Raw genomic sequence first — 19,059 nt, 5'->3', positions numbered from 1 at the left:
GCCTTGATGAAAAAGAAACCGATGAAAGGGATAATGTTAACGCTTTTAATACCTCTAGTGCTTTGGGCTGCAAGCAATCCTTTCGAAGATCAAACGGAGCATGCATCGGAGCCTTGGTCGAACCGATGTTTAGAGCGCGTCGAAATCGTCAATAAACTCTCAGCAGATCTCTTATTTGCCTCAAGTGCGTATTGTATCCAAGAGGAAAAATACGATCAAGCGGCGGATTTGTATTTAACGGCGACGGCGTACGGGTATTTTGATAGTTTACGCGTTGCCGATAAATCGGCACGCGGCGTTTTAGATACCTTGAAAGTAACCTATTTCAGTCCTCTAGATGCCAAAAAACGCGATCGTTTTGCGCAAGTTTTACGTGACAAACTGGATCATTTAGCCTCTACATGTCGCTTTTTAGAATCGCTCGGAAAACCCAATTATATGCCGCGCTATATGATCGAAGCGGCACAAAACCCTTTATCGCAAAAATCGCCTAACGGATTGGTCCCTAACTACAACGCCAAAGCGTTATGGGACGAAACGCGTTTAGAGTATTTGCGTTGCCGATAAGAAGCTCATAATGAAAAAAATAGCGGCGATAGATATCGGTCTAAAGCGCATCGGAGCGGCACTGTGCTTAGGTGAGTCTCTTGTCGTGCCCCAAGAAGCGATTTTACGAAAAAATCGCGATCAAGCCGCACGCGATGTGGATACGTTTTTGACGACGTGGCATATCGACTGTTTGGTCGTAGGCTTGCCCAAAGGCGGCAGTAGCGAAGCGGAGATGAAGCGACGCATCGAGCATTTTGTCGGACTTTTACGTTTTAGCGGCGAAGTGGTTTACCAAGATGAGTACGGTACAAGCTTGGAAGCCAAAGAGATGATGCAAGGCACAATGCGCCAAAAACGCGACGGACGTATTGATTCGATCGCGGCTAAAGTGATTTTAGAACGGTATTTAGAAACCTTAAAGGGATCGCATGGTTGAGTTGGAAGTTGCGGAAATTATCGGGACGATTGCCTTTGCCCTCAGCGGTTTTTACGTAGCCATTAAAGAGCGTTTGGATCTTTTGGGTATTTTTATTGCTTCTTTTTTAACGGCGTTAGGCGGAGGAATCGTACGCGATATGATCGTCCAAAGAGCACCTTCTACGTTTACGCATATGCTTCCCTCGTTGTTGGTTATCGGTGTTATCATTTTGAGCATTGCGCTTAAATTGCATCAAAAAGACGAGATCGAAAAGACGTTTTATTTTATCATCAGCGATACGCTGGGGTTGGTCTCTTTTTCTATCTCCGGTGCGCTTATCGGGTTACAAGCGGAATTTAATTTCTTCGGCGTGGTTTTAATGGCATTAATTACGGCCGTCGGCGGCGGCGTGCTGCGCGATATTTTACTCAATCGCGTACCTTTTTTGTTGACCAGCGAATTTTACGGTACGGTCTCTTTGCTCGTCGGTGCGATTTTGTTTGCGTTTGATGCTTTTGGCATTCAAGGATACGTTGCTTTTATGGTTGTTTTTGCCTTCGGCGTTTCGCTTCGGCTGCTCGCGTATTATAAAAAATGGAACTTGCCTAAAATTGGGTAGGCATTTGCTATAATTGCATTTTTTTTGAGGAGTAGCCAATGGATTTTGAAACCATGGACAAAACGTACGTGTTGCATACTTATGCAAGAAACTATGTCAATTTTAAACACGGCATCAACGCAACGTTGTTTGACGACAAGGGAAGAGATTATATCGACTTTACCAGCGGTATTGGCGTCGTCAGCGTAGGACACGGCAATCAAAGACTTGCCGATGCGATTAGCGATCAAGCACGTCATTTGATTCATACCTCAAACCTCTACATGATAGAACCTCAGGCAAAATTGGCTCAAAAAATTCATGAACTTACCGGATTTGACGTAGCGGTTTTTTTCGGAAACTCGGGTGCGGAAGCGAATGAAGGTGCTATCAAATTAGCCCGTAAGTACGGCGAGAAAAAATTTGCCAATAAACGTTATAAAGTCTTAACTTTAGAACATTCGTTTCACGGTCGTACGATTACGACGGTGAAAGCGACGGGGCAGGAAAGCTTTCATAAAACCGCTTTTGCACCGTATCCTGAAGGTTTTTCCTATACCAAAGCAATTGCGGATCTTTATGGAAGCATTGACGATGAAACCGTTGCGGTTATGTTGGAACTCGTACAAGGCGAAGGCGGCGTCAAAGCTTTCCCCAAAGAAGAGATTCAAGCCCTTGCGGCGTTTTTAAAAACAAAAGAGATATTACTGATTATCGACGAAGTGCAAAGCGGCGTCTTTCGAAGCGGTGAATTTTTGGCGACGACCTTGTACGAGATCGAGCCGGATATTATTACGCTTGCGAAAGGTCTAGCAGGCGGCGTTCCTATCGGTGCAGTGATTACGAAACACAAAGATATTTTTGAAGCGGGCGATCACGGTAGTACGTTTGGAGGAAATTTTCTCTCGACACGTGCAGGTTTGGAAGCTTTAGCGATTTTGGAAGAGTATCAACAAAGCGGTATGCTTGATGAAGCGTTGATCCATTTCGATGCGAAATTAAAAGCGACATGTCAAGCATTTCCGAGCTTATTTGAAAGCGTAGAAGGGCTAGGTCTGATGCGAGGACTTCGATGCAAAAGCGGCGATATTTTAGCGGGCATGATTAAAAAAGCTTTCGAAGAGGGTGTCTTGGTTTTAAAAGCCGGACAAAATACGTTGCGTTTCTTGCCGCCTTTAACCATTTCCAAAGAAGAGATGGACGAGGGCTTTAAACGTTTGGAGCGTGCATGCAAGGCTCTTGGATAAACGTTGAAATTTAGTGCTTACATGTACGAATGGCTCTACGGCAATCGGGGCTATTATACGCAAAAACGCATTATCGGAAAAGAGGGCGATTTTTACACCGCCGTGAGTACGAGTATGTTTTTCGGCGGATCGATTGCCAAGCGTCTGATTTCGACGATTCAAAGCGGCTTTTTAAGCCCGACATGTCATGTCGTTGAAATCGGTGCGCATAAAGGGTATTTGCTTGCCGATATGATTCAGTTTATCTACACGCTGAAACCGGAGTGGCTGAAAACGCTACGCTTTGTCATCGTTGAACCTTTTGTGCAAAACGAGCTCATGCAAAAAGCCTATTTCCAAGAAGCGTTTGGCGATGCCGTTACGCTCAGGCATGTCAAATCCTTGGAAGAAGTCAATGTAGAAGAAGCTTTCTTTGTTGCAAACGAGATTTTCGACGCTTTTGCATGTGAAGTGATTTACGATGACACAATGTTATATATCGAAGAGAATCGAGCGGTGTTTAAACCGATGGACGAACCGACTTCCCTTAAAGCAAAAGAGTACGGCGTTCGTAAAGGCGAATTGTGTTTAGCGTATGAAGCCTTTGCCGCTTCGATGGCTCACAGTGCCGATCGTTTAGAATTTGTCACGTTTGACTACGGGCAAAAAGAGGCTCGCGAAGATTTTTCGCTTCGCGTTTACGCTAAGCATCATGTTTATCCTTTTTTTGCTTTAAGCGATCTTGTCGAAGGTTCGCAGCGTGAAGGGCATACGTTTGATACCTTTTTTGCCGATGCGGATCTTACGTATGACGTCTGCTTTGCCCACGTGTTTCAAGCCTTTGAAAAAAGCGGTCTGTATGTAGAAAAATTTTGTTCTCAAATGAAAGCATTGGTCGATTTCGGCTTGATCGAACTGTTAGATCTTTTTGCCCAAAAAACGACAAAAGAGGCTTACAATCGAGAGAAAAATCGTGTCAAAACGCTCATTGACCCCGCTTTTATGGGTGAACGCTTTAATATGGCGTGTTTTCGAAAAGGAGCATTGAAATGCAGTTAATCATCAACGGAGTTTTGCAAGAAACCAATGCGAGAACGATTCAAGCTTTGATAGCGGATTTGGATATTGAGACGAAAGTGATGGCGGCCGCGGTCAATATGAACGTTATCAAAAAAGAGCAGTGGAGCTCTTTTGAGCTTCACGAAAACGATAAAGTCGAATTTTTACAATTTGTGGGCGGAGGTTAATGCCAGAGTCGACGCTGACGCTTTTTCCCTTCGATCACGGCGACGGCAACGGCAAAACCATTTTCATGCGTAATAGATAAGGAAACATCGCTAATTTCGTACGTTTCAACGAGGTGGCGTGAAAGCGTAAACGAGGGTGCGTTGCGTGCATCTTTAAGAATTTTAATATCCATAAATCCGCATTGTCCGCAAATCCCGATACCTAATGCTTTCGAAATCGCTTCTTTTGCGGCATAAAAACCAGCCGCCGTGACGTCGTTTTGCACCAGTGCGAGTTCTTCTTCGGATAAAAATTTTGCGAACGCTTTATTGCCGAAGCGTTCGCGCATATGCGTTATGCGTGCGATGGATACGAGATCAATCCCGATCATTGAACCACGAAATCGGTAAAATAGATATTTTTCACTTGTCCGTCGGAAAGGTTCTCGTTAATTTTATCCAATACTTCTTCTTTAAGCTTGTCCTTGCCTTTGAGCGTACTGACTTCCTCAAACGTTTTAGACGAGAACGTGCGAATAATAATATCGCGAATGAGAGATTTTTTGTGATCCATTTCAGGTTGCAATTTAGCGTCGCTGAGTTCTAAATCGATGGAGACTTTTAAGAAACGATTGCCGCTTTCGCTGAGTAAGTTGACGACAAAAGGCGTCATCGGATACATCGGTCCTACGGTTAAGTGGTCGGTCGATTTTTTACTGCCGCTTTTTTTAGGTGCCGCTTTGGTTTCTTGCGGTGCCGCCGCATGTCCGGCATCCGCGCTAGCTTCGTCGTGAGAGCCGCTTAAAAGTAAAAATGCCGCCGCTCCGCCGCCGACCAACAAAAGTACCAACAATGCGATAATCACGATAAGAACGGTATTGCCTTTTGCTTTTTTCTCAACGACGGCTTCGCCGTCTTCAGGTTTTTTACCTGCCATTTTCTTCCTTTTTCATCCAAATAAATTTCGTATAAGACATATCGTCTAAACGATAATTTTTTTTACATCCATTCGATTAATTTTGAGACTTCGTCGATAGGATAACACTTAACGCCATCAAGCGGTTCAAGCGGTAGTGAAGGAACGATCGCTTTTTCGAAGTGTTGAGATTTTGCTTCTTTGAGGCGTAAATCGAGGTTAAAAATATCGCGTACGTCCCCGATTAATGAAACTTCTCCGATAAAAACGGTGTCTTTGCTGATCGGTCGGTTGCGATACGAGCTGATAATAGCGGCGATAATCGCCAAATCCGCCGACGTTTCGCTGATTTTAATACCGCCGGCGATGTTGACGAAAACATCGTACTGGTTAAACGGAAGGTCGAGTTTGCGCTCCAAAAGAGCTAAAAGCATCGTGAGGCGATTGATTTCGTATCCCGTGGCACTACGCTTAGGATTGGGATAGCCGCTATCGCTGACTAAAGCTTGGACTTCCAAAACGATCGGGCGCGATCCTTCCATCAAAACGGTAATGGCGGAGCCTGCTTGCGCTTTACCTCGCGTGAAAAATTTTTTCGAGACGTCTTTGGCACTCACGAGTCCCGCTTTCGTCATTTCAAAAATACCCACTTCGCTGGTCGCTCCGAAACGGTTTTTAAAGCCGCGCAAGAGACGGAGTTCTCTGGATGAATCACCCTCGAAATACAAAACGGTATCGACCATATGTTCTAAGACTCTAGGCCCTGCAATCGCACCTTCTTTGGTAATATGCCCGATAATAAAAATCGCGATATTGCGTTCTTTACCAAAACGCATAAGCTCAAATGTAATTTCACGTACTTGCGAAACGCTTCCGGGGGCGGAGGCGATTTTTTCGCTGTAAAGGGTTTGGATCGAGTCGATAATCAAAATTTTATACGGATGCTTTTCGAGCTCCGTAAAAATCGTATCGAGTTTAATTTCCGAAAGCAGATAGAGGGCTTCGTAGTTACTATCGACGCGATTGGCTCGAAGTTTGATTTGGCTTGAGGATTCTTCGCCGCTGACGTAAAGCACTTCTTTGCCTTCGCGCGCCAAGTTTCCCGCAATTTTCAGCAATAAAGTCGATTTTCCGACTCCGGGACTGCCTCCGATCAAGGTGAGACTTCCTTCGACGATACCGCCGCCGAGTACGAGATCGAGCTCTTTGTCTCCTGAACTAAAACGTTCAATTTGCTCGTACGTCACTTCAGTAATAGAAACGGCACGGCTTTGTGCGGAATCGGGTTTTGAGCCGGTCTCTTTTAAAACGTCGATCTGTTTTTGCGAAAGTTCGATAAATTCGTCCCAAGCACCGCAATTAGGACATTTTCCCAACCACTTGGCACTTTGGTGACCGCACGCTTGGCACTCGAAAAGAATTTGTTTTTTAGCCATGGTTGGGCGTAAAAATGGCGTCTAAAATCGTATCGACGTATTCGTCGGAATTGAAAGGAATTAAGTCGTCTTTTCCCTCCCCGACGCCGACGTAGAGAATCGGAAGTTCCAACGCTTTGGCGATGCCGAAAAGCGACCCGCCTTTGGCCGTACCGTCTAGCTTGGTGATAATGATCGCATCGATACCGATCATCTCGTGGAAAGCTTTGGCTTGATTAATCGCCGACGTGCCTTGCGTACCGTCTAAAATCAAAATTTTGCGATGCGGTGCGCCAAGAAGTGCTTTATCGCAAATGCGTACGATTTTTTTAAGCTCATTGGCAAGATTGACCTGATTGTGCAAACGTCCCGCCGTATCGATGATGACGCGGTCGATTTTTTTGGCGATTGCGGAGCTGATCGTATCGTATGCAACGGCTGAGGGATCGTGCCCTTGCGCGGTGTAAACGATACCGACATCCACGCGCTCTGCCCAACTTTTCAATTGTTCGATCGCCGCGGCTCTAAAAGTATCCGCCGCACCCAACAATACGCTTTGAGACGCTTTTTTATAGTTGTGTGCCAGTTTGGCGATCGTTGTCGTCTTTCCCGCTCCGTTGACGCCGATTACCAGCTCCACGAACGGTGTTTGTTCCGATGAAAGCTCGGGCATTTTATAGGTAAAGTAGGCTTTTAAAACGCGTCTCACGTCGGCTCTTGCGACGGAGGAAGAGGGGGGAAGGTAGTAAAGAATCTCTTCGACGAGTTCATAGGGAATATCCGACTCGATGAGAATCTCTTCCAAAAGCGTTTTGTCGATTTTCTCGACGCGTTCGGGCAGAATATCTTTGATTGAACCGAGTGTTTTTTCGAGTCCTTTTTTAATAAAACTAAACATTAAAGCACTTTTTTAATATCGGCTTCGATCATCTCTTCGGGAATAGCACCGACGTAATGCGTGGAGTATTTGCCGTTTTTATCGTAGAGAAACATTAACGGAATATTTTTAACGCCGCCGACGCTTTGCGCAAATTTAAAATTTTCGATACCGTTGACGATAACGTAGTTAATGGCATTGTATTGAATAAAACTGTTGAGTTCTTCTTGCGACTTGTTTTCCTCTAATAGAACGCTTAAAATCACTAAACGGTCTTTGTATTTGTCTTGAAGGTTATTGAGATGGGGAATTTCGGCTTTGCACGGAGGACACCATGTGGCGAAAAAATTCACTAAAACAACTTTGTCTTCGTAGCCCGAAAATCGAAATCCTTTCTCGATCGGCGTTACGACGATTTCTTTTCCGTTGACATCGTGTAGAACGATTTTTTCCGCTTTCGCTTCTTTCACTTCTTCTTGCACTTTAGCGGGTTCGGTTTGGTTATCGGTTTTCTTTTTTTCAGAAGAACACCCTCCTAAGAGTAGAAGCGTCGAGACAAGTAACAAGGTCGCCCAAAGTTTCATTATGGTCCTTTTTTTAGATTATAAAGGATATGATTGTAGTCAAACAAGCCTTAAAGTGACAACAATGGAAAAAATTAAGTTCGAAAGCAAATCCCATTTTCGAGCCTTTGCCAGAGCAAAACTCGAAACTTTAAACGGTTGTTACAGGCGGGATAAATTGCTCCAGCGTCAACTCTCTTCTTTTCTTTTTCATATGCGCGTCCGTTCGATTCTCTTGTACAATCCGCTTGCAATCGAAGCGGATATTCGTAGCGTTATTCATACATGTAGGCGTAGAAAATGCAAGGTATATGTTCCGTTTATGGAAGGTATTAGTTTCAAGATGGTAGAATGGAGATTGCCTTTAGAAAAGAGAGTCTTTAACATCTTAGAGCCCAAAAACTCTTTTAAGTTAAAGCCCAAGATTGATCTTGCCGTGGTGCCCGTCATCGGGGTTGACGGGGCATTCAAAAGAGTGGGTTTCGGGAAGGGAATGTACGATCGTTTCTTTCAAACCCTCGCTAAAAAGCCTCCTATCGTTTTTATTCAAAGGGAGTTGTGTATGACGCAAAGCCGTTTATCCGAAGAACACGATATTGCAGCCGATATTTATTTAACCCCGTATCATACTATCATTAAAAGAGGGGAAAATGGTCCTAGAGTCGTTAGCCGTAGGTGGAGCCGCATTAGTCAGCGGCGTTGCAGGATTTTTCATCGCCAAGAAGATGGAAGCCGCAAATTATGAGATACATGTCGCTCAAGCAAGAGCCAAAGCTAAAGCCATCGAGCATGAAGCGGAACTGATTCTTAGCAATTCGAATTTAAAAGTCAAAGAGGCGGAATTAGAAGCCAAACGTAAGTACGAAGATCGCACGATCGCTCTTAAAAAAGAGCATACCGACAAAATGCTGGAATTAGAGAAAAAAGAGCGTAGTTATAAAGAAGAATTGAAAAAAGTCGGTAAAGAGCGTGAAGAACTTGAACAACTTCACGGAAATGCGACGAGTTTATACGAAGAGGGATTGCAGCTCAAAGAAGAGTACGCCCAAAAAGTCAATGAAGCGTTAATCGTTTTAGAGCGATCCGCGGGCTTGACGCAAAACGAAGCCAAAGAGATCGTTCTTGCCAAAGTCGAAGAGCAATCGCGTGCAGAAATCGCGCATACGACGCGTCGATTGGAAGAGGAAGCCAAACAAGACATCAAACGCCGCGTGAATTATATCTTAGCGCAAGCTACAACGCGTTTTGCGGGCGAATTTGCCGCGGAACGTTTAATCAACGTCGTCAATATTAAAGACGACGAGCTCAAAGGTCGTATTATCGGTAAAGAAGGACGTAATATTAAAACCCTTGAGATGCTTTTAGGGGTCGATATTATCATCGACGATACACCAAACGCGATTATTTTAAGCAGTTTTAACCTTTACAGACGTGCCATTGCAACAAAAGTCATTGAGCTTTTAGTGCAAGACGGTAGAATTCAGCCGGCACGTATTGAAGGTATTTACGAAAAAGTTAAGGACGAATTTGACCAAGGGCTTATGGAAGAGGGCGAAAATATTATCATCGATCTAGGGCTTTCTAAAATGCATCCGGAAATCGTCAAATTGATCGGTCGCCTTAAATTTAGAGCCAGCTACGGTCAAAATGCGCTCGGTCACTCTTTGGAAGTCGCGCATTTAGCCGGCATCATTGCGGCAGAGACCGGCGGTGACGTACTGTTGGCAAGACGCGCCGGTATCTTACACGATATCGGTAAGGCGTTAACGCATGAAACGGCAGGTAGCCACGTCGATTTGGGCGCGGAGATTTGTCGACGCTATAAAGAGCACGATGTCGTTATCAATGCGATTTACGCGCATCACGGTCACGAAGAACCGACTTCCGTCGAATCGGCCGCCGTATGTGCCGCCGATACGCTTTCCGCCGCACGTCCGGGCGCACGACGCGAAGTTTTGGAAAGCTTCTTGAAGCGGGTTCAAGACATTGAAGAGATTGCCAAAAACAAACAAGGCATTAAACAAGTCTATGCCATCAATGCCGGTCGCGAAATTCGCGTGATCGCCAATGCCAAGCTTATTAACGACGACGAAGCGGTTTTATTGGCTAAAGAGATCGCTCAAGAGATCGAAAACAAAGTTCAATATCCCGGCGAAATTAAAGTCAACGTCATTCGCGAATTGCGTGCGGTCGACTTTGCGCGCTAAATTTTAACCTAAAGCAAGAGACACGTTCTCTTGCCTTTATCGGATTTTTATGCCAGTACACTACGACTTTAAAACGCTTTTTCGTTTCATCAAACCCTATAAAAAAGAGCTTATTACCGCTAATATCGTCGCTTTTGTCGCGGCAATCGTTAATACGCCCGTTCCGCTTTTAATGCCGATGCTCGTGGATGAAGTTTTGCTGAAAAAACCGGGATTTTTAACCCGTATGATCGATACTTATTGTACGCATCTTCAAAGTCCCGTTGTTTACATCGGTACCGTTTTAATAAGCGTTATTTTTTTAAGATTTGTTTTTTTCCTTTTGAATTATTGGCAAACCAAATTGTTTACGATCGTTTCTAAAAACGTTGCGTTTCGCGTTAGGGAAGAGGCCTTGCGCCATTTGCAAAATGTGGCGATGAATCAGTTCGAGTCTTTCGGTGCTGGAAAAGCGGCATCGCTGTTGGTCACGGATATTGAGACGATCGATACGTTTTTAGGTGTTTTCGTCAGCCGGTTGATTATCTCTATTTTAATGATTTTAGGCGTGGGATCGGTATTGTTATGGATTCATTGGCAGTTGGCTCTTTTTATTTTGATTTTAAATCCGATCGTGATCGTTTTTACTACGAAATTCGCGAAAAAAGTCGCACAACTGAAAAAAGAGCAAAACAAGGCGTTTGAACTGTTTCAAGACGCATTAAACGAAACTTTGGAGATGTTTGTCCAGATTCGCTCCACCAATAAGGAAAAGCTTTTTTTTGACAAGGTGCATAACCACTCTCGCTCTATTAAAGAGCATTCCATCATCTTTACCTATAAAAGCGACGGAGCCAATCGTTTTTCGTTCTTGATTTTTCTTTCCGGCTTTGAACTTTTTCGCGCCGCAAGTATTTTTGTAGTCGCCTATTCGGATTTGAGTATCGGATTGATGTTAGCGATTTTCGGTTATTTGTGGGTTTTGATGCCTCCGATGCAAGATATATTGAATATTCAGTATGCTTACCACAATGCGCAAAAATCGCTTGATCGCATTAACGAAATTTTTGCTTTATCGCTTGAGAAAAAAGGGCAACACCTGCACAATCCTTTTATCGGTACGCAAACGAATGCGATTGAGGTTAAAGACTTGAGTTTTAGTTATGACGGAGAGAAAAAAATCTTAGAGCATATCGATTTACATATTCCCAAGGGATCGAAAATTGCTATAATAGGCGCGAGCGGAAGCGGGAAAACGACCTTAGCGCATCTTTTGGTCGGACTTTATCCTTTGGATGAGGGGGATATTGCGTTTGACGGTGTTTCGATCCGAACGATCGGTTTAGACGTCGTACGCGATCATCTTTTCTTGGTTTTACAAAATCCGCAACTTTTCAATGCGACGATTGCGCAAAATTTGATGATAGACGCGACATGTGAAGAGATTTTGGTCAAAGATGCATTGCGTATCGCACAGCTTGATACGTTGATCGACGAGTTGCCTGAGGGGCTTGAGACGCAAATCGGTAAACACGGTATTCGGCTTTCCGGCGGTCAAAGACAACGGCTTTCGATTGCGAGAATGGTCTTGCAACGTCCCAATATCGTCGTTTTGGACGAATCGACGTCGGCATTGGACGTGCATACGGAAACGAAGCTTTTTTGTGCGTTGGAGTCGTATTTGGAAGGAAAGACGACGATTATCATCGCGCATCGACTCAGCACCATTAAAAAAGCCGATTATATTTACGTTTTAGACAAAGGTAAAATCGTCGAAGAGGGGACGCATGAGGCACTCATGCAAGCCGAAGGGGCGTTTTTTAATTATGTTACGGAAAATCAAAGGAGTAAAATCTCATGAAAAAAATATGGATATACGTTATGACGGTTTTGAGTTTAAGTTCATTAGCGTATGCATCGGCGGAAGAGAATCTTTTGGATTCGGCCAACGCCATTAAAAATATGATATACGATTCTAAAATTAAGATTCCCGAAAAAGTACGCGATAATGCCCAAGCCATCGCAATTTTCCCCGGTACGATCGAGATCAGTATGTTTCTAGGCGGTAGAACAGGCGAGGGCGTGATGGTCGTACGTAAAGAAAACGGCATGTGGAGCTATCCGTTTTTCGTTAAACTCGGAGGTGCGGGTTTTGGTTTACAGTTGGGTGTCGAGAAAAAAGATATTTTGATGTTCTTTAAAAGCCGCGATATCGTTCAAAAACTTTCGAACAATAAAATGACGTTGGGCGTCGATGCTTCCGTTGCCGCAGGCCCTGCGGGAGAGAGTGCGGGAAGAGGAAGCGAAGTCGATTTTTCTTCGGAAGTGTATACCTATACGAAAACGCAAGGCGTCTTTGCGGGTGTTTCGTTTGACGGTTCGGTCATGAACCACGATTACGATCGAAATATCGAACTCTACGGCAATAGCATCTCTCCAGAGCAAATTATCGAATCGGACGGCTTAACCGCTTCGTATGCGATTGAAGAGTTCTTGAAAAGTATTCAGCGTTTAACGCACTAAGGATTTTTGTGGAAGATATTTTAACCTCCCTCTCAACGTATGGATACCTCTTACTCTTTTTCTACTCTTTCGGCGGCGGGATGGTCGCGATTATTGCGGCGGGCGTCTTAAGCTATGCCGGGCAAATGGATTTAACGCTTTCGATCGTGATCGCCGCAATCGCAAATACGATCGGAAGCGCGTTTTTATTTTCGATGGGACGCTACAATAAAAAAGCGTTATTGCCTTATATCAAAGCGCATCGAAGAAAATTGGCGTTAAGCCATCTTTTGATGAAAAAGTACGGCGACAAAATTATTTTCATTCAAAAGTTTATTTACGGGCTTAAAACGCTTGTACCGATGACGATCGGGATTACTAAATATCCGATCGTCAAGTTTCATCTAATCAACACCGCTGCGGCTATCGTATGGGCTCTTTCGTTAGGAATCGCCAGCTATCAAGCGGGTGAAATGTTGATGCGCATTGCCGCTTATTTTTCGAATAATCCCTATATGGCTCCGGTCATTCTTTTGAGTATCTTGGCACTTATTTGGTTTTATTTCCAAAAAGCTACCGCTAAAAAGGCTTGAGTGACGCTTTTTGCTTCAAACATCCTTGCGGTGTTTGAAGAGACCTTAGAAAATTTTATTGCTTAAAATCAACATCTTCTCTTCGACACGGTTCATAAAGGACGTATAAACATTTTTTGAATGGTTTAGCGTAGACAATAAACTTTTCATAACGACACCTTTGTGATAAAATTTTCATCCATTTTACTAAAATTGAAAAATATGCTACAATTTTATTTCAAAATGAAATATTGGAGGCGAAGATGCCGGATATATTAGCCGTTTTGCAAAAAGTCAAAGACGTTCTTTCTCAAGAAGTCGGAGAGCGGAAGGTTTTCGATAAAGACGTTGCCGAAGCCCTCGGAATCAATCAGCTGACATTGGCGACGATGAAAAATCGCTCCAAAATTCCCTATAAAGAGATTTTAGAGTTTTGCGCCAAGCGAAAAATTTCGATAAATTGGCTTTTATTCGATCAAATCGTCGAAAGTTTACAGGCCGAAACTGATAAGTATGCACGTATTCACTATTTTCGCGATATTTACGCTTCTGCCGGCGGTGGAGCGTTAAACGAAGACGAAAGCAGCGAAATGATGTATCTGGACGAAGAGATCGTTCAGAAGTTAGGCGGTATCGGAATGATTAAGCATATTCAAGCGATCAACGTTTTAGGCGATTCGATGGAACCGACGCTCTTTAGCGGAGACGTTGTTTTTATCAATCAAGAATATACGAATGCAAAAAAAGCGGGCATCTACGTCGTTTCGACGCCGGCGGGTCTTTTTATCAAGCGATTGCAGTTACATGTGAACGGTACGGTTGCATTGGTATCGGATAATGAAGCGTATGCGCCGGAGATTATGGACGCGCAAGAGGTGAACGTTTTAGGCAAAGTCGTCGGCAAACTCTCTTGTAATATTTGAGGGTAAAAGGTTACCCTCACGGCGATGCTTAGCGGTCTTTCTTTGCCCAATATCCCGCCAAGATCGCGCCCGATATATTATGCCAGACGCTAAAAATCGCACCGGGAAGCGCACTTAAAGGCGTAAAGTATTTCATTGCCAATGCAACGGCAAGACCGGAATTTTGCATACCGACTTCAATCGCGACGGTTTTACAAATACGTCGATCGTATCCTAGCCATTTCGTGATCCAATATCCGCCCGCAAGTCCGCAAAGGTTGTGCAACATGATGGCTAAGATCGTCATCATACCGACCGTGGCGATATTTTGTCGATTGAGCGCGACGACGATAGCGATAATACTCACGATGGCTATCATCGAAAACGTCGCCAAGTAGGGTTCAATGCGTGCAATACGGCGAGATAAAAAATAATTAGCGACGACGCCTAAGACGACCGGAACGATCACCATTTCTAAGATACTCATCAGCATACTTTGCGCGGGAACCGGAACTTTTTGCCCGACGTAAAGCAGGGTTAAAAAAGGTGTCGCGACGACGGATAAAAGCGTAGAGGTCGTCGTCATCGTGATGGAAAGAGCAACGTCGCCTTTGGCAAGATAGGTAATGACATTAGACGCCGTACCTCCCGATACGGCACCGACGAGTACCATACCGATTAACAGTTCGGTGGAAAATCCAAACAGCTTTGAGAGGAAAAACGCCGCAAGCGGCATGATGAAAAACTGTAATCCGACGGTAATCGCGATAATTCGAGGCGATTTCAGCACGCGTGCAAAGTCTTCAAGGCGCAAGGTAATGCCCATAAAAAACATCACTGCGATCAGCAGTGTTGAAATATGCATTTTATAGGGTGTAAAATACGCGGGCATTTGATAAGCCAAGAGCGAGAAAAAAAGTGCCCAAAGCGGGAAGAGCGCATTGATACGGTGGATCATCGTAAAACCTTCCTTTATTTTTTAAAGCCATCCCGTCGGATAACGTTCGTTTTGAGTCAAGCGAAACAGCGTGACGATACGAAATACGGGTGATGCGAACGCAACGCCGTTAGAAGATGACATGTAAGCTTTCAAAACTTACATGTCGAAAGAGTTAGAGCTTCTCTTTGATTTCGATTGAGACGATTTTATCGTTTTGTGCGATACTATCGAGCGTTTTAAAACTCTCTTTGTCGTCTTTTTCGATCCCGCCGAAGACCGTGTGCACGCCATCAAGATGTGGGCAGTCGACGAAGCAGATAAAAAACTGACTACCGCCGGTGTTTGGACCTGCATGTGCCATCGAGATGACACCTCGCTTGTGTTTGCTTTTTTGTCCTTTGCACTCGCAGGCAATCGACCAACCAGGACCGCCCGTACCGCGACCGTTAGGGCAACCGCCTTGTGCCATAAAGTTTTTAATGACGCGATGAAACGTAAGTCCGTCGTAAAATTTATCGTTGGCGAGTGTCGCAAAATTGGCGACGGTGTTGGGCGTCTCTTCCGTATTGAGCTTTAAAACGATTTTTCCTTTTTCGGTCGTAATAATCGCGTAAGCAAATGCCGCGCGTTGTTCTTGCGTGTAGTCGTAGGTTTTAAGTCCAGACATAGGTGTCCTTTAGTGAAGTAAGATTATGTAAAGATTTATTATAACAAATTTATGCTCTGATATGCTTATGCGCTACAGACGATCGTCTTGGGATACTGCGGCGATTCTTCGGTTCGCGCAATCGCGGATATGCGTTGTAAAACCTCCATTTTACCGTGACGTTTTGCAAATTCGACCAAAATTTTATCCGTCGGGAAAAAACGACAATACTCCAAAAACGTCTTTTCCCAGTCGATTGAAGAGCTCGTGTTTGCGATCGCGTCTTCGAGTTGCGACATGTAGTATTGACGCATGATATTGGCGACGTTTTGCCGACAGACCGTGAGGCTCATATACGGCAAGATATTGGCATAAACGGCACCGTAGTGTTTGGTACTAAGCAATCGGTTTTGCTCTTCTTGGAAGGCGATTTTGAGTTGCTCCAGTGTAACGATCGGCGCGTAATTGGTCTGTAAACGGTATTGTTCTTGAAACTTAACGGCTTCAAAAAGGCGATGATGTTCAAGGTGGTCTTCGAGAATCATCAATGCTTTTGAAACCTCTTTGAGGCGATTGGCTTGATGGCGATAGGGGCTAAATTGGTGCAAAATATCGGCTAAAGTAAGGGCTTGATCAAAAAAACGGTTTTCCAACGAGACGTTGATTTCGTGTTGCAAGCGTTCGGCGATTTGCAGCACTTTTTGATACAGCGGCGTATACTCTAAAAAGAGATTTTGCGCGACCAGCTTAAAGTAAAAAGCAAAATTTTTCTCTTTGGCGGCATTTTCGGCGAGCGTAAAAATACCGGAACGTTTGAGCATATTTTCGATGATGGATTGCTTCTCTTCGACGTCCTCAAAAAGATGCAACGCCTCTTTGGCACTCTCTTTGTTATGGATAGGCTCTCGTGCCAGTAAAATTTGCGCTTTTTGGAAACTTTTCGTCCATAACGCTTCCATCGTGGTGTATAAAGAACTTTTTTTCAGCGCGGGTTTTAGTTTGACCAACTGATAGGCCAGTGCAAAATGAAAACTGCGGATATAACGGTGTAGGCTCATCAGATCGGGTTGAAGGAGGGAAAGATCGGTAAATTCCAGCTTGCATTTGGGATGGAAAAGGTAAGGTTCGGCTATATTTTGCGCTCCTTCGATTTCGCCGCGCGCCAAAAGCTCCATAATCGTTTTTTTCTCTTCTTCCCAAAACTCGTAGATTTTTTTGGTTTCGCGATGCGTCATCAAAAAGATATTTTTATTGAAAAGCAAGGAAGCTTCTTTGATTTGGCGCAAACGAATGTGGTTGATAAACTCCGTTTCAAATTCGCGGTGGTTGTAAAAAACGACTTCGCCCGTTTTGAAGCCGATGATAAAATACTTTTTACTGCGAGCAAGCGTCGTAATGCCTTGGTAGGGAAGATTGACATGGTATAAAATTTCCAAGGTTTTAACGTGAATCGCAAAAAGAACCGACTCGCGCGTGCCGACGTAGAGAAATTTTTGACTGTGCGAAAGAATGAAGACGCAAGGCCACAAGACCGTATCGAGGAGCACTTCTTTTTCGATTTTTTGTAGGTAAAGGTCAATTTTGAGCAGTTTGGAATTACGGGTAATCGCCAAAAGATAGCGATCGTCTAAAAAAAGCATCATTTCGATGACGGCATCGAGCTTTTGTTCGAAAATGACGCTGCGCGTGTTGAGTTTGTACACGACCAGCTCTTTGGTAAACGAAGCGCGTGCCGCTAGCCGATAGGTTTCGGAAACTTCCACCGCGCTGATGACGTCGCTGCTGATCGGTAAATCGGCCTGTAAACTTCCGTCCAAGGTCGAGACGACGTAAGCGCGTCCGTGTTCGTTACCGGTGATCAGATAGTTGCCGTTTTCGCTAAATGCCGCTTTGCTGATCTGTTCGTTTTTATTGTACGAAAACGTAAAAATCGGCAAAATTTTCGAATCTACCTCGACGAGGTGCTCTACCCCTTTTTGTGAGAAAGAGATGTAGGCTAAGTGTTGCGTAATCGCAAACGGACGACGGTAATAATCGAAAAGATCGTGTTCGTAAAGATGCGATAAGGACGTACTTTTCGTGATTTTAAGCGATTCGAGATCGATTTTGTGTAGACGGCAGTCGTTATCGATGAGTTGAAGCGACATATCGTCTTGCGCCAAGTGCATACGCGAAACGGCGCTGTGTAAAATTATCTCCCTAGAACTTGGCAGCATAGTTCAAAATCCTCTTGGGGAATGACGCTGATAAGATAATGCGTCGCATAAGGCGTAATTTTGACGAGAACTTCTTGCATATGATCGATCGTTTGGATCGTTCCTTTGAACGTGATGTCTCCTTCGTAGGGAAACTTATCGAAGATGTCGGATAGAGTTTGAAAATAGTCCATTTCTTCAAAATAGACGAGTTCTTTGAGGAAAAGATTTTTTTGCGTCAACGTGACGAACGTCTCTTCTTTGACGTGGTTCATCGCCAGTGTTTCAAAAGAGGCGTTGTAACGTTCGCATCGAAATGTTTCGTCTAGCATCGCCGCGGCAAAAGGCAGTTGTTTTAAAAATTCGTCTTCTTTGAGGCTTAAGGCAATATCCAAAGAAGCTTGGTTTTTTGCTTCTTGAATGCGATGCAGTTCGGTCAAATCTTGCACAATCCAGATCAATTCGCTAATGTCGCCTTTGGCATCTAAAATGGGAACGACGGTCGTGTAATGATACAGAGGCGAAAGTGTGCGCGTTTGGTTGATGAGCAGCCCTTGCCACGTTTGTTTGGCTAAGACCGTTTTCCACAAATCGGCATAGGTTTTTTTATCGGTCGAGGGATGGACTATCAGCTGGTGCGTTTTACCGACGATCTCCTCTTCTCCGTAACCCGTAGCTTGGCAAAAATTTTCGTTAACGTCGTTAATAACGCCGAATTTATCGGTTGTTGAGACGATGGTCGCTTTATCGAGGGCTTCTTTGTAGGCTTTTAAAACGGCATTTTTCAAATCCAAAGAGCGCGATTGCATTTGGGTTAGTTTTTCTAACTGGGCGTGAGCTTCGCGTAAATCGTGTTCGATTTTCCGTAACTCCTTTTTGTGGTGTATATGCTCGACGATTTTATGCAAAACTTTGAAAATTTGTTCGCTTTGCAGCGGTTTGGTAATAAAATTATCGACTCCGAGATTGATGAGCTTGACGAGGTAATCGATTTCGTTGTGTGCGGAGGTCACCAAGACGGGTTGTTCAGGATAAAGCTCTTTGATTTTCTCGATCATTTCTATGCCGTCCATTACGGGCATACGAATGTCGGTAATGACTAAATGGTATTGGTTTTTTGCGAGTTTTTGCAATCCCTCTTCGCCGTTACTCGCCAAATCGACTCGGCTGAAGATGTCGCTTAAAAAGAGGCTAACTTCTTCGCGCAAGGCGACGTCGTCTTCGACATACAAAACATTCAGATCCTTGCTCCAAGCAATGAGTTGATCAATCGCATTTTCCATAAAGCTCTCCGCATCGTTTGATGGGACTATTATATAACGTAAGCG

21 protein-coding genes are annotated in these 19,059 nt (G+C 44.2%); 12 read left to right on the top strand and 9 right to left on the bottom strand.

Annotated features, from left to right (window positions below):
- The first annotated feature begins 21 nt into the window (after positions 1 to 21).
- From NL930_RS08240 to thiS, 6 genes are read left to right on the top strand one after another with little or no spacing between them, the layout of a single operon-like run.
- The gene (locus NL930_RS08240) at positions 22 to 567 is read left to right on the top strand and encodes a hypothetical protein (RefSeq protein WP_039675146.1); all 546 of its coding nucleotides are present in this window, start codon (positions 22 to 24) and stop codon (positions 565 to 567) included.
- Between the two features lie 10 nt (positions 568 to 577).
- On the top strand, positions 578 to 985 hold the full coding sequence (gene ruvX, locus NL930_RS08235) for a Holliday junction resolvase RuvX (protein ID WP_039675144.1): 408 nt from the start codon (positions 578 to 580) through the stop codon (positions 983 to 985).
- Positions 978 to 1,586, top strand: coding sequence for a trimeric intracellular cation channel family protein (locus NL930_RS08230; protein ID WP_039675143.1), 609 nt, complete (start codon positions 978 to 980; stop codon positions 1,584 to 1,586). Before ruvX ends, NL930_RS08230 begins: the two co-directional genes overlap by 8 nt.
- Positions 1,587 to 1,624: 38 nt before the next feature.
- Positions 1,625 to 2,812: an aspartate aminotransferase family protein gene (locus tag NL930_RS08225; RefSeq protein ID WP_254376333.1), complete on the top strand. Its 1,188-nt coding sequence runs from the start codon at positions 1,625 to 1,627 to the stop codon at positions 2,810 to 2,812.
- 3 nt (positions 2,813 to 2,815) lie between these two features.
- Positions 2,816 to 3,850, top strand: a complete 1,035-nt coding sequence (locus tag NL930_RS08220; protein ID WP_254376332.1) for an SAM-dependent methyltransferase — start codon at positions 2,816 to 2,818, stop codon at positions 3,848 to 3,850.
- Complete coding sequence (gene thiS, locus NL930_RS08215) at positions 3,841 to 4,038, top strand: sulfur carrier protein ThiS (protein WP_254376331.1); 198 nt, start codon at positions 3,841 to 3,843, stop codon at positions 4,036 to 4,038. Before NL930_RS08220 ends, thiS begins: the two co-directional genes overlap by 10 nt.
- On the opposite strand, the gene acpS is transcribed toward thiS, so the two are convergent.
- The 5 genes from acpS to NL930_RS08190 all read right to left on the bottom strand — a co-directional run bounded on the left by acpS (position 4,035) and on the right by NL930_RS08190 (position 7,809).
- Positions 4,035 to 4,409, bottom strand: a complete 375-nt coding sequence (acpS, locus tag NL930_RS08210; protein ID WP_060826199.1) for a holo-ACP synthase — start codon at positions 4,407 to 4,409, stop codon at positions 4,035 to 4,037. The genes thiS and acpS overlap by 4 nt on opposite strands.
- On the bottom strand, positions 4,406 to 4,954 hold the full coding sequence (fliL, locus tag NL930_RS08205; RefSeq protein WP_041962531.1) for a flagellar basal body-associated protein FliL: 549 nt from the start codon (positions 4,952 to 4,954) through the stop codon (positions 4,406 to 4,408). Before fliL ends, acpS begins: the two co-directional genes overlap by 4 nt.
- 62 nt (positions 4,955 to 5,016) lie before the next feature.
- Positions 5,017 to 6,369 carry a DNA repair protein RadA gene (radA, locus tag NL930_RS08200; RefSeq protein WP_039675131.1) on the bottom strand — a complete coding sequence of 451 codons (1,353 nt, stop codon included), beginning with the start codon at positions 6,367 to 6,369 and terminating at the stop codon, positions 5,017 to 5,019.
- Positions 6,362 to 7,246 (bottom strand): signal recognition particle-docking protein FtsY, encoded by an 885-nt coding sequence (ftsY, locus tag NL930_RS08195; protein WP_254376330.1) that lies wholly within the window; start codon positions 7,244 to 7,246, stop codon positions 6,362 to 6,364. Before ftsY ends, radA begins: the two co-directional genes overlap by 8 nt.
- Complete coding sequence (locus NL930_RS08190) at positions 7,246 to 7,809, bottom strand: TlpA disulfide reductase family protein (RefSeq protein WP_039675128.1); 564 nt, start codon at positions 7,807 to 7,809, stop codon at positions 7,246 to 7,248. Before NL930_RS08190 ends, ftsY begins: the two co-directional genes overlap by 1 nt.
- A 64-nt stretch (positions 7,810 to 7,873) precedes the next feature.
- On the opposite strand from NL930_RS08190, the gene NL930_RS08185 reads away from it, so the two are divergent.
- The 6 genes from NL930_RS08185 to NL930_RS08160 all read left to right on the top strand — a co-directional run bounded on the left by NL930_RS08185 (position 7,874) and on the right by NL930_RS08160 (position 13,971).
- Entirely contained in the window at positions 7,874 to 8,533 is a 660-nt protein-coding gene (locus NL930_RS08185) for a 5-formyltetrahydrofolate cyclo-ligase (RefSeq protein ID WP_254376329.1), read from the top strand.
- Positions 8,439 to 9,995 carry a ribonuclease Y gene (gene rny / locus NL930_RS08180; protein WP_039675125.1) on the top strand — a complete coding sequence of 519 codons (1,557 nt, stop codon included), beginning with the start codon at positions 8,439 to 8,441 and terminating at the stop codon, positions 9,993 to 9,995. The genes NL930_RS08185 and rny overlap by 95 nt, the downstream gene beginning before the upstream one ends.
- A gap of 49 nt (positions 9,996 to 10,044) precedes the next feature.
- Positions 10,045 to 11,835, top strand: a complete 1,791-nt coding sequence (locus NL930_RS08175) for an ABC transporter ATP-binding protein (RefSeq protein ID WP_254376328.1) — start codon at positions 10,045 to 10,047, stop codon at positions 11,833 to 11,835.
- Positions 11,832 to 12,497, top strand: a complete 666-nt coding sequence (locus NL930_RS08170) for a lipid-binding SYLF domain-containing protein (protein WP_254376327.1) — start codon at positions 11,832 to 11,834, stop codon at positions 12,495 to 12,497. Before NL930_RS08175 ends, NL930_RS08170 begins: the two co-directional genes overlap by 4 nt.
- Before the next feature lie 8 nt (positions 12,498 to 12,505).
- Entirely contained in the window at positions 12,506 to 13,069 is a 564-nt protein-coding gene (locus tag NL930_RS08165) for a DedA family protein (RefSeq protein WP_254376326.1), read from the top strand.
- A gap of 242 nt (positions 13,070 to 13,311) precedes the next feature.
- Positions 13,312 to 13,971 (top strand): LexA family transcriptional regulator, encoded by a 660-nt coding sequence (locus NL930_RS08160; protein ID WP_254376325.1) that lies wholly within the window; start codon positions 13,312 to 13,314, stop codon positions 13,969 to 13,971.
- Positions 13,972 to 13,999: 28 nt separating this feature from the next.
- Here NL930_RS08160 and NL930_RS08155 read toward each other — a convergent pair whose 3' ends face one another.
- The 4 genes from NL930_RS08155 to NL930_RS08140 all read right to left on the bottom strand — a co-directional run bounded on the left by NL930_RS08155 (position 14,000) and on the right by NL930_RS08140 (position 19,014).
- Complete coding sequence (locus NL930_RS08155; protein WP_254376324.1) at positions 14,000 to 14,908, bottom strand: bile acid:sodium symporter family protein; 909 nt, start codon at positions 14,906 to 14,908, stop codon at positions 14,000 to 14,002.
- 154 nt (positions 14,909 to 15,062) lie between these two features.
- Positions 15,063 to 15,557, bottom strand: a complete 495-nt coding sequence (locus NL930_RS08150; RefSeq protein ID WP_254376323.1) for a peptidylprolyl isomerase — start codon at positions 15,555 to 15,557, stop codon at positions 15,063 to 15,065.
- A gap of 65 nt (positions 15,558 to 15,622) precedes the next feature.
- A complete protein-coding gene (locus tag NL930_RS08145) occupies positions 15,623 to 17,752 on the bottom strand; it encodes a WD40 repeat domain-containing protein (RefSeq protein WP_254376322.1) in 2,130 nt (709 codons plus the stop codon).
- On the bottom strand, positions 17,728 to 19,014 hold the full coding sequence (locus tag NL930_RS08140) for a hybrid sensor histidine kinase/response regulator (RefSeq protein ID WP_254376321.1): 1,287 nt from the start codon (positions 19,012 to 19,014) through the stop codon (positions 17,728 to 17,730). Before NL930_RS08140 ends, NL930_RS08145 begins: the two co-directional genes overlap by 25 nt.
- Positions 19,015 to 19,059 lie beyond the last annotated feature (45 nt).

It is taken from the genome of Sulfurospirillum sp. hDNRA2, assembly GCF_024206095.2.
GTDB lineage: Bacteria > Campylobacterota > Campylobacteria > Campylobacterales > Sulfurospirillaceae > Sulfurospirillum.
The sequence above is the reverse complement of the archived record's forward strand: the minus strand, read 5'-3'. Positions and strand labels throughout refer to the sequence as shown.